A 14,515-nucleotide genomic window follows, 5' to 3' on the forward strand; every position below is an offset into this window, starting at 1 on the left:
TATCGTTATTTCATTTAATAATGTGAAAAATCAAAAGCTAAATCTCGCAAATTTAATCGCAACGAGTATAATCACAAACATCATGACGATAAATGAAAGGACACGCAATGACTGCTAAAACCCCTCTGCACGCCACTCACTTGGCCAGCGGTGCCAAAATGGTTGATTTTCATGGATGGGACATGCCCCTGCACTACGGTTCACAACTCAACGAACATCATACAGTTCGCAAAGACGCAGGTGTTTTTGACGTGTCGCACATGACCATAGTCGATATTCTTGGAGCTGGTGGACGTCAATTTTTGCGCAAAATACTCACCAATGACATAGACCAATTACAGCACAATGGTAAAGCGCTATACAGTTGTATGTGTAATGAGCATGGTGGAATTATCGATGACTTGATTGTTTATCAACGTGCCTCCGATAATTATCGGGTCGTTCTTAATTCAGCAACTCGACAAAACGACATCAACTGGATCCGTCAAAAAAGCGAAGGCTTTGCAGTCGGATTACAAGAACGAGGCGAATTAGCAATGATAGCCGTTCAAGGACCCAATGCAATAATCAAAACCCTGAGCGTCTTAAGTCCGGCACAAACAGATGCCGTTTCAACCCTGACCCACTTTGAATGTGTTGATGTAGATAACTGGTTTTTTGCCCGCACAGGATACACTGGAGAAGACGGATTCGAACTCATCGTTCCCCAAGAACAGGTAACTCAGTTGTGGCAGAAATTAATAAATGCCGGGGTAACCCCATGCGGACTTGCTGCGCGTGATACCTTAAGGCTCGAAGCAGGTATGATGCTTTACGGCCAAGACATGGATGAAACAACAACGCCGCTTGAATCGGGACTTGCCTGGACTGTGAAATGGGAACCGCAAGACAGAGGATTTATCGGCATGGGCGCATTAATGTCGCAAAAACAACAGGGTATAAAACGGAAAATGGTAGGACTAACCCTCTTGGAAAAAGGGATTATGCGCCATGGTCAAAAAGTGATAGTAGAAGGGGCTTGTGATGGAATAATTACCAGTGGCAGTTATTCCCCCACTCTGGAACACTCCATTGCTTTGGCACGAGTTCCAGTGGCAACAGGTGATAAAGTTATGGTCGATATAAGGGGTAAACTGGTTCCAGCAAAAGTAGGAAAACCACGTTTTGTTAAACAAGGAAAGGCCATTTAACTGAATTCCGTTTAAATGACTATTTCATACATTAAGGATATAACAATGAATGAGTTAAAATTCACCGCAACACATGAATGGTTAAAACCAGGTCAGGAAGAAGTCACTATTGGCATCACCGATCACGCCCAACAGTTACTTGGCGATATGGTGTTTGTTGAGTTGCCTGAAATTGGCGACGAAGTTACTGCGGGACAGGAATTAGGCGTGGTGGAATCAGTAAAAGCTGCTTCTGATTTTTATGCGCCAATCAGCGGCGTGGTCACAGCAATTAACGATGCCGTTGTTGAAAATCCGGCTATAGTCAATACAGATCCCTACAGCACCGGATGGTTGGTAAAAATAAAGCCCAATAACCCCAGTCAAATTAATGAGTTATTAAGTGCTGATCAATATCAAAATGAGATAGCTGAGGAAAATTAATCATGCCTTATATCCCGCACACTCCTGAAGATACTAAAGAAATGTTGACTACTATTGGCGTCAACGACATCCAGGCTTTATTTGACGAGATTCCAGCAGCCTTGCACTTCAGTGGATTTCAAAACATGCCCTCTGGCGTCAATGAAATGGACATGCTGAAAGAAGCTCAAACTCTAGCCAATAAGAATCGCAACGGTATTTGTTTTATTGGCGCCGGCTGTTATGAACACCATATCCCGGCTGCAGTGTGGGATATCGCTTCACGTGGTGAATTTTTAACTGCATACACCCCTTATCAGGCAGAAGCCAGTCAGGGAACACTGCAATTGCTGTATGAATACCAAACCATGATCTGCGAATTGACGGGTATGGAAGTATCCAACGCCTCCATGTATGACGGAGCCACTGCCCTTGCTGAAGCGGTACTGATGGCGGTACGAGTAAACAAACACAGCAAAACCAACCGTGTATTAATCGCCGGTACCGTTCATCCCTATTATCGTGAAACCCTGGAAACGATTGTTCGTAATCAACATATTGAGGTAATTACTTTACCATATGATACGCAAGAAGGGATCACCGCTTTATCTGCTCTTGAACACTATACCGGGGAAGACATTACTGCGCTCGTCATCGCACAACCCAATTTCTTCGGCTGTCTGGAACAAGTTGATAAACTCGTTGACTGGGCTCATCAGAATAAAACCATTAGCGTGGCCTGTGTTAATCCGGTGTCACTAGCGTTACTCAATCCTCCCGGTCTTTGGGGCGAGCATGGCGTTGACATTGCATGCGGAGAGGGGCAACCGCTGGGTTCTCCCATGGCATCAGGCGGTCCCTATTTTGGTTTTTTAAGCACCCGTATGGCGCATGTGCGTCAATTGCCTGGCCGTTTAATTGGCTGCACCGTTGATAAAGACGGTAAAACCGGTTTTAGTCTGACCCTCCAGGCTCGTGAACAGCACATACGTCGTGGTAAAGCGACCTCTAATATTTGCACGAATCAGGGATTGCTGGTCACAGCAGCGACCATTCACATGAGTTTGCTGGGTGCAGAAGGGCTTAGACAGGTTGCCAGTCAATGCCATCAAAACACCCACGATCTGGTTGAGGCGCTCATCCAGATTGATGGTGTAGAGCAAGTGTTCAAAGCCCCTTATTTCCATGAAGCGGTACTCAAACTGAATCAACCGGTAGAGCATGTATTAACACAACTCTCCGCTGCAGGGATTGCCGGAGGATACATGCCAGGCCTTCATTATGAACAACTGACGAATACCCTTTTGGTTTGTGCTACTGAAATGCGTACCGCCGCAGACATCGCAACTTATACGCACACACTAAAAACGATTATGACCCATGGAGGTGCCTGATGATTATTATTCAACTGAACTATCTCACTCCTGTTAATGAGGTTGATAAATATTTACAGGCTCACCGAGAGTTTCTTGATTACTATTACAAACAGGGGCTGTTACTTGTTTCAGGCCCGATGAAACCGAGAACCGGGGGTATTATTATCGCAAACACCAACGACAGAGAATATCTGGAATCCATATTTAAAAAAGATCCTTATTTCCTGGCTGAAATTGCTGAGTACCACTTTATTGAGTTTACCCCACGGATGTACAGAGACGAACTCAAAGAACTTATTCAAAAAACGGAAGGTACATTATGATGATTTTTGAATTATCGAAAAATGGACGACAATCTATGGCTCAAGCGCCCAAAATTGCTCAAAGCGCTTATGCGATACCCGCAGAATTTCAACGGAAAACGCCGCCAAGAATGCCCGCTTGTTCCGAATTACAGGTAGTGCGCCACTTCACTCGCTTGTCTCACAAAAATTTTTCCATAGATACCCATTTTTATCCTCTGGGCTCCTGTACCATGAAATACAATCCCAAAGGTGTACAAAAGGCGGCTTCTAACCCTGGCTTTGCTCATCGGCATCCTTTAGCTTTGGAGACAGACAGCCAAGGTTTTCTTGAAGCACTGTACCGCTTACAAAACAATATTGCGGAAATAACCGGAATGGCCGGAGTGTCGCTCACGCCTATGGCAGGATCGCAAGGTGAATTTGCTGGGGTAGCGATGATAAAAGCATATCATCAATCACGTGGAGATACTGCACGTGATGAAATGTTGATTCCTGATGCAGCACATGGAACAAACCCTGCTTCAGCGGTGATGTGCGGTTTTAAGGTAATAGAGATAAGAACCGGCGCAGACGGCGATATCGATTTGGAAGAACTGAAAAGTAAAGTTGGCCCCAGAACAGCCGGAATCATGCTGACCAATCCCTCAACTTTGGGTTTATTCATGCGTCAAATAAAAGAAATCGCTGCTTTGGTCCATCAAGCAGGAGGATTGCTGTATTATGATGGTGCGAATCTTAATGCCATACTTGGCAAAGTCAGACCTGGCGATATGGGTTTTGACGTCATGCATCTCAACTTGCACAAGACCTTTGCTACGCCTCATGGCGGGGGTGGTCCGGGTGCCGGCCCTGTTGCTGTAAGTAAAAGACTGGTGCCGTTTATGCCTCTACCCATAGTTAAAAAGACAGGCTCGGAATACCAATGGGCAACGAAACAGGATTATCCACAATCTATAGGTCGTTTGTCTTGCTTCATGGGCAATGCCAGTATTTTGTTGCGTGCCTACTTTTATATGGTTGTATTGGGTAAAGAGGGTTTATTAAGGGTTGCCGAATATGCCACGTTAAATGCCAATTATTTACTAAAAAAACTCAGCGCCGCAGGCTTTACTCCCGCTTATCCCGACAGAAGGGCATCCCATGAATTTATTCTTACCTTAAGCCCTGAAAAGAAAAACTTTGGTATTTCCGCAATGGATTTTGCCAAAAGATTATTGGATTATCGTGTTCATGCGCCTACAACCTATTTCCCTTTACTTGTTCCGGAATGCCTTTTGATTGAGCCTACAGAAACAGAAAGTAAGGAAGAATTGGATGGATTTATTCAGGCCATGCAAACCATCAGGGAAGAAGCGGCTAATAATCCCGATTTAGTGCATGAGGCGCCACATACCTTACCCGTAAAACGCCTTGATGACGTCAAAGCGGCCCGAGAACTTGATTTAAATTATTTCGCCAAAGATAAAACCAATACAGATAACTCCTAACTCTGATACTGACAAAGAGATCATGCCTGTACCTAAACGGCATGATCTCTTGCAACTCCCGTTCTGCTTACGGAAATAAGTGCTGTACGCTTCCCAAAAATAGGGCTTTAGCATAAAATGCGCCCCTTTCCGAACAAGAAGATTAAAACAAATGCACATGAATTCCTTAGTCAATTCATTGGCAACACTTAAGGAATATGTGTTTCCTGAAATAAAGAAGATGAAACCCCAAAATTTGTTCGTCTTTTTTATTTTGGGATTTTCGATAATTTATAGTCTTATTCCTTCTCTGGCTTACCAGTCAATACTGCCAGACTCAGCACAAAACTTAAGTTGGGGGCATACCTGGGCATGGAGCTACAATAGACACCCGCCTCTTGGCACTTGGTTCATTACATTCATGAGCATGATATGCGCCAATAACGAGGTGGCAACGTTTAGTGCCAGCATCTTGTGCTTATCAATAAGCCTGGTTTTTATTTTTTTGCTGTCTAAACGCTATTTAGGCTCGAAAGATGCCTTTGTAGCCTGTGTTATTTCCTCTTTTTCTTTATATTATCAAACTAATTTTGTCCTCCAATTTAATCAAAACAGCATCATGCTCCCGTTTTGGGTCCTGTTATGTTATTTTTTTGACCGTTGCATCCATAGCAACAGTATGCGAGACTGGTTTTGCCTGGCAATGGCCACTGCAGCAGCAGTTCTGGCAAAATACGAATCACTGCTGATAATTTTTATCACCCTCATTTATTTACTGGGGCATTTAAACCGTAAATACTTGTACCGATTAATACTGGCAACCTTACTGACACTATTACTGCTTACTCCTCATTTAATTTCTGTCGCCCAACACGGTTATTTAACTCTGGAGTTTATTCGCAGTAAAGTCAGCGGCAATATGGGTTACTATGTCTTTAATCGCCATGTGTATTACCCGATTAAAGCATTGATCGAACAATTAGCTCACCTGTTACCAGCCATAGCCTTGTTACTTTTGCTAATTAAAACCAAAAAAGTTCATCTTGCCCCTTACAAGCAAACATGCAATAAGTGGAACTACCTCACTTATCTGGGTGTAGCCCCTCTAGGTTTGGTAATTTTGCTGTCTTTTGTTTTTGGCTTCAAAATTCAACCTGAATGGGGATTTCCGCTTTTTTCATTCAGCATTCCGGCGCTCTTTTCTTTTTTTAATCTAAAGAGCAGACCCACTCTTTTAAAACCGTTGCTTTTGACCGCTTTGCTCATCCATGGCAGCAGTTTAGGCATTTATATGGCGACAAACTATTTTTCTCTCAAATTAACCCGCACCAATAATCCCAGTTATCTGTTGGCTCAACTCGCTCAAGACTATTGGAGGCAATGGACCAAAGAACCCTTGTTGTATGTGGCTGGAGACGAAAACTACGATTATTACCTTGCAGCTTATCTGCCCAATAAACCCATGCTTTTAGAAGGCTATTCGTTTAGACTCAGTCCTTGGTTAGACAAGAACGATATTAAAAAACAGGGTATGTTAATCGTAATGCAAGGATGTGATCCCATGCGCAACAAGCAACTTGCAGTGCGTTATGCAGCTCAGGACTCTAAGTGTATTGCGATTCCCTTGAGCAATAAATACCAACCACAATCTATTAAGTTAACCTTGATGAGAGTACCTCCAGAACTGACTGGACGAGAATGATTTATCATTCGCATAAAACCTCATCTCTAGCCTCTCTTTTTTACTGGAAGCCAAAGCAGGACTTATTTAAATCTGAATGGGATAGACGGTTTCATGTTCTATAAAATCGTATGAAAGGACGGATATGCGTTTTCACTTTTCTAGGCGACCATTCCTTGTTCATACTGACACACCAAGGATAACTTGATGAATATTAATCGATTTTTTTAATTAAAAGTCTTTGCTATTGAAAAAAAATAAGTTATAACACTCTTACCTGGTTCAAGGATTGACAAGGTATTGATGTTGGATCAGCACGTTCTAAAGACCGTGCTGAATTAACTATTTTTTCATGGAGCGAGAAAATGAACAGTAAAGTGTTTGCACAGCGCTTTAACAGAGAATTGTCTGCCCTCGGATTTCCAGAGGAACACTCTGAAAAGACCAAAGCGGTTTCAAAAGTTTTTGGGGTTACCCGCCATTTAGCCAATTCAATGATATTTGGTCACGTACTTCCCAACAAAGATCAACTGGATAAAATTGCAGAAATTATGGAAGTATGTCCACTGTGGTTAGGAGGGGCAACCGACAGAAAAAAAGCATACCCAGGACGTGAGACAGCGGATAGCGTGTAATAATTTTTGAAATTATTATATACTGAAGCATATCATATGGCGTTTGTTTTCATTCATATCAAAGCGAACGCCTCATCAACAGGCGGATTATCCTAACCATGGAATGCTTAAGTTTTTGTGTTGCCAAATCAATAGACCTGACACGAGTAGACAACCATTTTAAAAATCTACCTCAAAAATACAACTCGGTTAAAACCCGCGATGTGCTCAAGCTCAATCCCCGTGACCGTGCAGATCACACTATTTTTATCTTTAAAAACGGTACGGTAGTTTCCTGGGGCATCAAAAGATATGAGATTAACGACTATCTGAACACCATTAAACTCTTAATCGATAAACCAGTAGCGCTATTGGTTCATGATGAATTTCATTATCTGCTTAGCAACAAAACAGCCATAGAACCGCATGATTTTTTTGATGTCGATTGTCTGACCATGGAAGATGATAGCGATGAACTGAAACTTAGTTTGTCTTATGGCTTTTCTCAATCGGTAAAATTACAATATTTTGAAACCATCATCGAAGCCCTGATAGACAAATACAATCCCATGATTCAAAGCCTGTCTCATAAAGGCGAAATGCCCATAAGCCGAAAACAAATCCAACAAGTTATCGGAGAAATTTTAGGCGCCAAGAGCGAATTAAATTTAATCAGTAATTTTCTCTATCATCCCAAATATTTTTGGCAACATCCGACTCTTGAAGAACATTTTTCCATGCTGGAGCGTTACTTACATATTCAAAGACGAGTTAATGCAATAAACCACCGGCTCGACACACTCAATGAGATATTCGATATGTTCAACAATTATCTGGAAAACCGTCATGGTCATAATCTGGAAATAATTATCATCATATTAATCGCTATAGAAATCATTCTGTTAATCTCAAATTTCCATTTTTAACCGTTTCCTCATAATGAACCAGGATATCAATAAGCTGGATACTTTTTAGCCACAGCTCCCACAACAGCTTAGTTGCACATCGCCCCTGTATTTGTGTAGGATGATCTTTTGCTACCAATCTATCCTCCAATGAATACATTAAAATTCACTATGCTGAAGGGAACCACGCTCAAAACCGAAATCCTGGCAGGAATGACCACTTTTCTCACCATGGTTTACATTGCCTTTGTTAATCCGTCTATTTTGCATGATGCAGGAATGGATCAGGGTGCTGTGTTTACAGCTACCTGTCTTGTGACGGCCTTTGCCTGCGCCCTAACCGGACTTATGGCCAATACCCCTATAGGCGTTGCCCCGGGCATGGCATTGAACATTTATTTTTCTTACAGCGTTGTGCAGGGTATGGGGATAGATTGGCAACATGCCTTGGCCATGGTATTCATTTCTGGGCTGTTGTTTTTGCTGGTGACGTTAACGGGTCTGCGCCGATTGTTAATTGAAGCCATTCCTTATAATTTACAAATTGCAATTTTAATTGGTATCAGTTTATTAATCGCCTTGATTTCTCTGCAAGCCAATCAAATCGTCATAGACGATCCGCACAGCTTAATGCGGCTTGGTAATCTAAACCATCCTGAGGTTGGCTTATTTTTCCTGGGATTTGTAATGATCCTGATTTTAGATTATTACCGCATTCCCGGCGCAATCATCATAGGCATACTGAGTATTGCTGTATTGAGTTTGATGACAGGGCTAACCTCCTGGCAGGGCTTGATTGCTCTTCCCCCATCTTTAGAGCCTACTTTTTTAAAACTCGATTTTTCTGGATTGACCAGCGTAACCGCATTAAAAGCTATCTTTACTTTTTTTCTGATTGCTATCTTTGATGCAACCGGTACTCTGATAGGTCTGCTAAATCCCACTGTATTCAAACAAGAACAGAATTATCCTAAGCGCCTCAGTTACAGTTTAACTGCAGATGCGGCAGCGTCTACCTTGGCAGGACTTCTGGGTTCAGCCAGTACCTCACCTTATATAGAATCAGCAACCGGGATTGAAGCAGGAGGAAGAACAGGTATTACCGCTTTAGTTATAGCGGTGGGATTTATCTTGATGCTGTTCTTTTTTCCTTTGGCTAAAATGATTCCCAGTTTTGCAGTCGGGCCTGCTTTACTCTATGTGGCATGCTGCATGATGAAGCATTTAACCGATATGAAACTACCCGACATCAGTGAAACGGCGCCATGTATGCTCACGATTATGATGATTCCTTTTACCGGATCCATAGCAAATGGTATTGGTGGCGGAATTATTCTTTACAGCGTGCTTAAATTAGTAACCCGACAGCAGCAAAGTCCCTTGGTTATTGCTCTAAGTCTGATTTTTGTCGTGTTTTTTGTCATCAGCTAAGCAAGGAAATCAAGCATGTTAGAACAAACATTAAGACATCATTACCAACGGATATTGGTTGATCCCCTGCTAAGTCGGCTGAGTAATCGAATCACGCCCTTGGCACTCACCGGGCTATCAGGTCTTTTGGGTTTATTGTGTGTGCCCTGTCTGTTGTTACAAAAACCATTTCTGGCAATTAGCAGCCTTTTGCTATCAGGATACCTTGATACTCTCGACGGCTCCCTGGCTCGCTTTCAGGGCAAATCAAGTGACTTTGGCTCGGCGATGGATATCATTGTTGATAGAATCGTTGAATTTGCTGTAATTTTGGCTTTTTATTTATCCAATCCAATCCATAATGGTCTGCCAGCTCTTTTAATGTCTGGGAGTATTCTATTGTGCATTACCAGCTTTTTGGTTGTAGGCATTTTTACGAACAACACCACCCATAAAAGTTTTCATTACAGCCCGGGGTTGATGGAACGTGCGGAAGCATTTATTTTTTTTATTGTTATGATTCTTTGCCCTGAATACTTCAACCCCCTCGCAGGGCTATTTTGTATTTTGGTATGTTTCACCGCCTTCCTGCGAATGCTGGAATTTAAAAAAAATTGCGCACGTATTAGTTAATTTAGACTACACTTAATGCATCGATTCGATAAGTTTGAATCAATACAAGTGAGTGTTCACAATGAAACATCCTTTTGTTTATTTGGGTCTGTTTTGCATCCTGCAATTTAATCTGGCAACGGGATTTGCGAAAACCGAACAGGCTATTTTTGCCGGGGGTTGCTTCTGGTGTATGGAAGCGGATTTCGACCATCTTCCCGGGGTTATCTCAACAACATCGGGATATGACGGGGATGTAGGTGAAAAACCCTCCTATGAACTGGTATCGGCTGGAAAAACGCACTACGCAGAATCAGTCCTTGTGACCTTTGATTCAGCTAAACTAAACTACAAACAATTAGTTGAGTATTTTTTCAGACACATAGATCCAACAACGCAAAATGCTCAATTCTGTGATCAGGGACCTCAGTACCGAAGCGCTATTTTCTATTTAAACAACGAACAAAAACAGACAGCACAAGCAATCAAAAAAGCATTAATGAATTCATTTCCAATCATTTATACTGAAGTAATCCCATCAACCCATTTTTATCCAGCAGAAGAATATCATCAAAATTATTACCAAAAAAATCCTATACGTTATAAATACTACCGATACCGTTGTGGCCGGGATGCTCGAATTGATGAGGTATGGTCTCATGAACAACGCTAAATACATCACGCTGATATTTTTTTGTTGCATCAGTTTTTTCACTCAGGCATATCCTGCGTTTGATAAGGAACAACAACTCAAAAAACTCACCCCTTTGCAATATGAGGTCACCCAACAAGGAGCAACCGAGCCTCCTTTCAACAACGCCTATTGGGATAATAAGGCAGAGGGAATTTACGTTGACATCGTATCTGGAGAGCCTTTATTCAGTTCACTTGACCAATTTTCTTCAGGAACAGGATGGCCTAGTTTTACCAAACCTATAGACATGCAGTATATCAGCCTGCATACAGACCGTCATTTTTTGCTGTTCCAACGCACCGAGGTGAAATCAAAGAGTGGCAACTCTCATTTAGGCGATCTTTTTCATGATGGCCCACCACCTGGCGGACTTCGTTATTGCATCAATTCAGCTTCCCTGGAATTCATTCCCAAAGACCAAATGGCACAGAGAGGTTATGGCGAATATCTTAAACTTTTTTCCAAACACGAGTAGGCAATTCATGAAAAAACAGGCTAATCTTAACAATAATGATTTTAACTAGAATAATACCACTATGATTACCAGTGTAAATCAACTAAATCCCCAACAGCTCAAAGAACTGGAGGCGTTGGTGGCCTTCTGTAAACAATCTGATGGCAGCATACCCAATACCTATCCCCACATTTTAAGCCAAGCACGTAGTTTGCCAGCCAGTGTGCTTTATTATAACGAAAAAGAACAACTAACCGGTTTTTTAAGCGTCTATTTCTTTTATGAAGATGCGGTTGAAATAGCGGTTTTGGTAAAGCCTTCAGAACGAAAGCAAGGTATAGCAAAAAAACTCATCGAAGCTATTATGCCTATAATCAAGGGTCACGAATTTAATCGCTTAATTTTTTCAAGTCCATCTCATCTCAATGACCAATGGATGCTCGCTAAAGGATTTACTTATTTGCACAGTGAATATTGCATGGAACGAGAGGAACTAAGCCCTTTACTTGAAAACAATAACACTTTAAATTTTCGTAAAGCCAATATGGATGATATTCCCGTTTTATCCGCCATAGACAAAGCATGTTTCCCTAAACATTATGTTGAGTCAATTGAACGGTTCCAACACATCATAGAAGGCAGGGAATATGAAATTATTATCGCCCTGCAAAACAACAAACCCATAGGAAAAGCGCATATTCGTTGGCAAGACGATGGCGCCACTCTTTCTGATATTGCCATATTACCAGCCTATCAAGGTAAAGGCTTGGGAACATCATTAATTACCTATTGCATCAATCAGGCCTTAATCGAGGGAAAACCCCACCTTAATCTGGATGTAGAAACTCATAATCTCAAAGCGCTTAATCTGTATTCCAGACTTGGATTTCTAATCCAGAATGCATGTGATTATTGGGAAATTAACCTAAAAAAATTACAACAACTGTAATGCAACCTTCTTTATGCCTTGGAAAAACACCGTGCTTGTTTTAATGAAAAGATGGGGTGTTCTTCCTATGTGTCATCACAATTAGAACTTGACATGATTTAAACCTCACCTTTAGTATTGCTGATGTTGGCCTTAGGGAAGGCTTTGTTTATTGGACTAAAAGGATCGTTAATGAAAAAAAGGGTTGTGATTACTGGAATGGAAATTACTTCCTCCATAGGGACTGGGATCAATAAATTTTGGAATGCTGCGGTTCAGGGTTCTTGTGGAATTAAACGAATACAAGCCTATGACCCCTCGCCTTATACAACGCAAATTGGCGGAGAAATCACCGATTTATCGCTTGATAATCTTCCAGAGTTTAATAAAAGCAAACGATATCCCAAGGCGGCTCAATATGCCTTGTACTGCGCACATCACGCTATAGAACAAGCCGGGCTTACTGCGCAGGAACGTGCTGATGCCGGAACGTTTATTGGCACAAGTCTTGGTGGTCACCCTGAGTTAGAGTTGGGCTATAAGGTATTTTATACTGAAAGCTGGAAAAAAATCCCCCCACTTAGCGTGATTAGAGGAATGCCTAATTCAGTGGCAAATCATATAGCCATCGCTTTTGGGATAGGCGGCCCTAACTCAACCATTTCCAATGCCTGTGTTTCTTCAGCAGAGGCCATAGGTACAGCCTATAAACAGATCTCGCAAGGAAATCTTACCACTGCTTTATGTGGCGGCACTGAATCCTTGCTATGGGAATCAGTCATGGCTGGCTGGTGCAAACTGCGAGTAATGTCCACCAATAATGAAAATCCCGAGCGAGCCAGTCGTCCTTTTGATTTAAACCGAGACGGAATGGTAATGGCTGATGGTGCTGGCATTCTGATTTTGGAAGAACTTCAACAAGCCAAAGCACGAGGGGCGCAAATTTTTGCAGAAATTATCGGCTTTGGTGCCAGCTGCGATGCTTTTCATGTTACGGCACCGCATGCTCAAGGACAAGCAAGGGCAATCAATGCGGCATTAAACGATGCAAAATTATCGACAAACGACGTTCATTACATTAGCGCACATGGTACAGGCACTCAATTAAACGACAGTACTGAAACCGAAACCATCAAATCAGTATTTGGTCAAAAAGCCTATGACATACCCATCACTGCTCAAAAAGCCATGACCGGGCATTCTATAGGTGCTGCAGGGGCAATGGAAATTATAGCCACAACATTATGCCTGCAAAACGACATGCTTTTACCCACCATCAATTTACACACCCCAGATCCCGCCTGCGATCTGGACTATGTGCCCAATGTCTGCCGCCCTAAAAAAATAGATATTGCATTATCCAATCATTTTGCCTTTGGTGGGGCAAACGCAGCACTGGTACTTTGCAAATTCAGGGGCTAATTATTTATCCTGAGTCTGCCTTTTTGCGCCAAGGATAATAACCCATTAGCCCTGTCCCCATGGCTGATGGGGAAGACTAGTTAAACACGTAACTTAAACTCGCCAAGACTTCATTTGTGTATAAATGACTTAACCTCGGCCCTTTGGTAATGGTATTACCATCGCCACCCAAATAGCTTTTACCCCAGTCACCCCACTGATATCCCAGCGCCAATTGCCAGTTAGGATTTAGTATCATTTGCACGCCTGCACCGAGTGTAAAAGAAAAAGCAACAGTAGTCTCATCAGCAAACCAGGGCGAGGGATATAAATAAGGACTTATTGACAGTGAATTAAACCCATGTGAGTGATTAAATCCTGCGCCCAAACTTCCACTGATGTAAGGTTGAACCGGTTGAATCAAATGACCTATGAGTCGGCCTTTCATCTCAACCCTGACATGATTCACTTTATATTGAAAAGAATAAAGATCACCAATTCCATCAACATTGACCGTACCAGTAGCGGTAGCATCTGTGGCTCCGGCCACACCTAAGCCCAGCTCCCCCAGAATATCTGGTCTTACCATCCGTTGCAGTCCAAAAAAAAGTTCTGCATTGCCCAAAGCACTACTTTTTGAATTATAAATATAATAATTAAAGCGTGGGATGGGCTCAGGATAAAGATATTGATCTTGCCCTGGAGCAGCCCAGGATGCACCGCCACTTAAAGTAATTATTGATGACCAAAGTACTGGCATCTCCTCTTCATACACTAGTTGTGCTGCGCAAACACTCAATGAAACAGTTGCACCAAGTCCAACACCCATTATTTGTTTAAACATATCCTATCCTTTTGATATCAGATTAATCATCCTGTAACGCTCAGACAAACACAAAACGTGTTTGTCATTTCAATAAATCTTTAAAAAATTTTTAATTCATCAAGCAATATGCTGCCCACAAAATCAAATAGCCCCCAAAAAAGGCTCATAGGATAACGATGTATTAAAACCGGCTCAATTAAGGACGGGTTCATTGTTTTTATACCTTATTTAGCTGTTTTTTTCTATTGAAA

At 42.0% G+C, this 14,515-nt stretch carries 15 protein-coding genes; 14 read left to right on the forward strand and 1 reads right to left on the reverse strand.

What is annotated here, in order from left to right:
* Positions 1 to 107 precede the first annotated feature (107 nt).
* From gcvT to Lwor_RS03020, 14 genes are all read left to right on the forward strand, one after another.
* Positions 108 to 1,190: a glycine cleavage system aminomethyltransferase GcvT gene (gene gcvT / locus Lwor_RS02955; protein ID WP_058492412.1), complete on the forward strand. Its 1,083-nt coding sequence runs from the start codon at positions 108 to 110 to the stop codon at positions 1,188 to 1,190.
* A gap of 45 nt (positions 1,191 to 1,235) precedes the next feature.
* On the forward strand, positions 1,236 to 1,613 hold the full coding sequence (gene gcvH / locus Lwor_RS02960; protein ID WP_058492413.1) for a glycine cleavage system protein GcvH: 378 nt from the start codon (positions 1,236 to 1,238) through the stop codon (positions 1,611 to 1,613).
* Between the two features lie 2 nt (positions 1,614 to 1,615).
* Positions 1,616 to 2,986 carry an aminomethyl-transferring glycine dehydrogenase subunit GcvPA gene (gene gcvPA / locus Lwor_RS02965; RefSeq protein ID WP_058492414.1) on the forward strand — a complete coding sequence of 457 codons (1,371 nt, stop codon included), beginning with the start codon at positions 1,616 to 1,618 and terminating at the stop codon, positions 2,984 to 2,986.
* Positions 2,986 to 3,291, forward strand: a complete 306-nt coding sequence (locus Lwor_RS02970) for a YciI family protein (RefSeq protein ID WP_058492415.1) — start codon at positions 2,986 to 2,988, stop codon at positions 3,289 to 3,291. The genes gcvPA and Lwor_RS02970 overlap by 1 nt, the downstream gene beginning before the upstream one ends.
* Complete coding sequence (gcvPB, locus tag Lwor_RS02975; RefSeq protein ID WP_058492416.1) at positions 3,288 to 4,760, forward strand: aminomethyl-transferring glycine dehydrogenase subunit GcvPB; 1,473 nt, start codon at positions 3,288 to 3,290, stop codon at positions 4,758 to 4,760. The genes Lwor_RS02970 and gcvPB overlap by 4 nt, the downstream gene beginning before the upstream one ends.
* A gap of 151 nt (positions 4,761 to 4,911) precedes the next feature.
* Complete coding sequence (locus tag Lwor_RS02980) at positions 4,912 to 6,441, forward strand: glycosyltransferase family 39 protein (protein WP_083501566.1); 1,530 nt, start codon at positions 4,912 to 4,914, stop codon at positions 6,439 to 6,441.
* 344 nt (positions 6,442 to 6,785) lie between these two features.
* On the forward strand, positions 6,786 to 7,055 hold the full coding sequence (locus Lwor_RS02985) for a hypothetical protein (protein WP_058492418.1): 270 nt from the start codon (positions 6,786 to 6,788) through the stop codon (positions 7,053 to 7,055).
* 98 nt (positions 7,056 to 7,153) lie between these two features.
* Positions 7,154 to 7,960, forward strand: coding sequence for an RMD1 family protein (locus tag Lwor_RS02990; RefSeq protein WP_058492419.1), 807 nt, complete (start codon positions 7,154 to 7,156; stop codon positions 7,958 to 7,960).
* Between the two features lie 129 nt (positions 7,961 to 8,089).
* Positions 8,090 to 9,370, forward strand: a complete 1,281-nt coding sequence (locus Lwor_RS02995; protein WP_058492420.1) for an NCS2 family permease — start codon at positions 8,090 to 8,092, stop codon at positions 9,368 to 9,370.
* A gap of 15 nt (positions 9,371 to 9,385) precedes the next feature.
* Positions 9,386 to 9,982, forward strand: coding sequence for a CDP-alcohol phosphatidyltransferase family protein (locus Lwor_RS03000; protein ID WP_058492421.1), 597 nt, complete (start codon positions 9,386 to 9,388; stop codon positions 9,980 to 9,982).
* Between the two features lie 61 nt (positions 9,983 to 10,043).
* Positions 10,044 to 10,634 (forward strand): peptide-methionine (S)-S-oxide reductase MsrA, encoded by a 591-nt coding sequence (msrA, locus tag Lwor_RS03005; protein ID WP_058492422.1) that lies wholly within the window; start codon positions 10,044 to 10,046, stop codon positions 10,632 to 10,634.
* Positions 10,621 to 11,130: a peptide-methionine (R)-S-oxide reductase MsrB gene (gene msrB, locus Lwor_RS03010; RefSeq protein ID WP_083501567.1), complete on the forward strand. Its 510-nt coding sequence runs from the start codon at positions 10,621 to 10,623 to the stop codon at positions 11,128 to 11,130. The genes msrA and msrB overlap by 14 nt, the downstream gene beginning before the upstream one ends.
* A gap of 61 nt (positions 11,131 to 11,191) precedes the next feature.
* Positions 11,192 to 12,058, forward strand: coding sequence for a GNAT family N-acetyltransferase (locus Lwor_RS03015; protein WP_058492423.1), 867 nt, complete (start codon positions 11,192 to 11,194; stop codon positions 12,056 to 12,058).
* A gap of 171 nt (positions 12,059 to 12,229) precedes the next feature.
* Positions 12,230 to 13,459, forward strand: coding sequence for a beta-ketoacyl-[acyl-carrier-protein] synthase family protein (locus Lwor_RS03020; RefSeq protein ID WP_058492424.1), 1,230 nt, complete (start codon positions 12,230 to 12,232; stop codon positions 13,457 to 13,459).
* Between the two features lie 76 nt (positions 13,460 to 13,535).
* Here the strand turns inward: Lwor_RS03020 and Lwor_RS03025 are convergent, their stop codons facing one another.
* Positions 13,536 to 14,282, reverse strand: a complete 747-nt coding sequence (locus Lwor_RS03025) for an outer membrane protein (RefSeq protein ID WP_058492425.1) — start codon at positions 14,280 to 14,282, stop codon at positions 13,536 to 13,538.
* Positions 14,283 to 14,515: the final 233 nt, after the last annotated feature.

The organism is Legionella worsleiensis, assembly GCF_001467535.1.
In the GTDB taxonomy this organism is placed as follows: Bacteria; Pseudomonadota; Gammaproteobacteria; order Legionellales; family Legionellaceae; genus Legionella; species Legionella worsleiensis.

Bases quoted from the DNA above. Each gene is read 5' to 3' on its own strand.
- Lwor_RS02980 (WP_083501566.1), top strand. From the start codon at position 4,912: ATGCACATGAATTCCTTAGTCAATTCATTGGCAACACTTAAGGAATAT.
- gcvPB (WP_058492416.1), top strand. From the start codon at position 3,288: ATGATGATTTTTGAATTATCGAAAAATGGACGACAATCTATGGCTCAA.
- msrB (WP_083501567.1), top strand. From the start codon at position 10,621: ATGAACAACGCTAAATACATCACGCTGATATTTTTTTGTTGCATCAGT.
- Lwor_RS02970 (WP_058492415.1), top strand. From the start codon at position 2,986: ATGATTATTATTCAACTGAACTATCTCACTCCTGTTAATGAGGTTGAT.
- gcvH (WP_058492413.1), top strand. From the start codon at position 1,236: ATGAATGAGTTAAAATTCACCGCAACACATGAATGGTTAAAACCAGGT.
- Lwor_RS02990 (WP_058492419.1), top strand. From the start codon at position 7,154: ATGGAATGCTTAAGTTTTTGTGTTGCCAAATCAATAGACCTGACACGA.
- gcvT (WP_058492412.1), top strand. From the start codon at position 108: ATGACTGCTAAAACCCCTCTGCACGCCACTCACTTGGCCAGCGGTGCC.
- msrA (WP_058492422.1), top strand. From the start codon at position 10,044: ATGAAACATCCTTTTGTTTATTTGGGTCTGTTTTGCATCCTGCAATTT.
- Lwor_RS02985 (WP_058492418.1), top strand. From the start codon at position 6,786: ATGAACAGTAAAGTGTTTGCACAGCGCTTTAACAGAGAATTGTCTGCC.
- gcvPA (WP_058492414.1), top strand. From the start codon at position 1,616: ATGCCTTATATCCCGCACACTCCTGAAGATACTAAAGAAATGTTGACT.
- Lwor_RS03015 (WP_058492423.1), top strand. From the start codon at position 11,192: ATGATTACCAGTGTAAATCAACTAAATCCCCAACAGCTCAAAGAACTG.
- Lwor_RS03025 (WP_058492425.1), bottom strand. From the start codon at position 14,282: ATGTTTAAACAAATAATGGGTGTTGGACTTGGTGCAACTGTTTCATTG.
- Lwor_RS02995 (WP_058492420.1), top strand. From the start codon at position 8,090: ATGAATACATTAAAATTCACTATGCTGAAGGGAACCACGCTCAAAACC.
- Lwor_RS03000 (WP_058492421.1), top strand. From the start codon at position 9,386: ATGTTAGAACAAACATTAAGACATCATTACCAACGGATATTGGTTGAT.
- Lwor_RS03020 (WP_058492424.1), top strand. From the start codon at position 12,230: ATGAAAAAAAGGGTTGTGATTACTGGAATGGAAATTACTTCCTCCATA.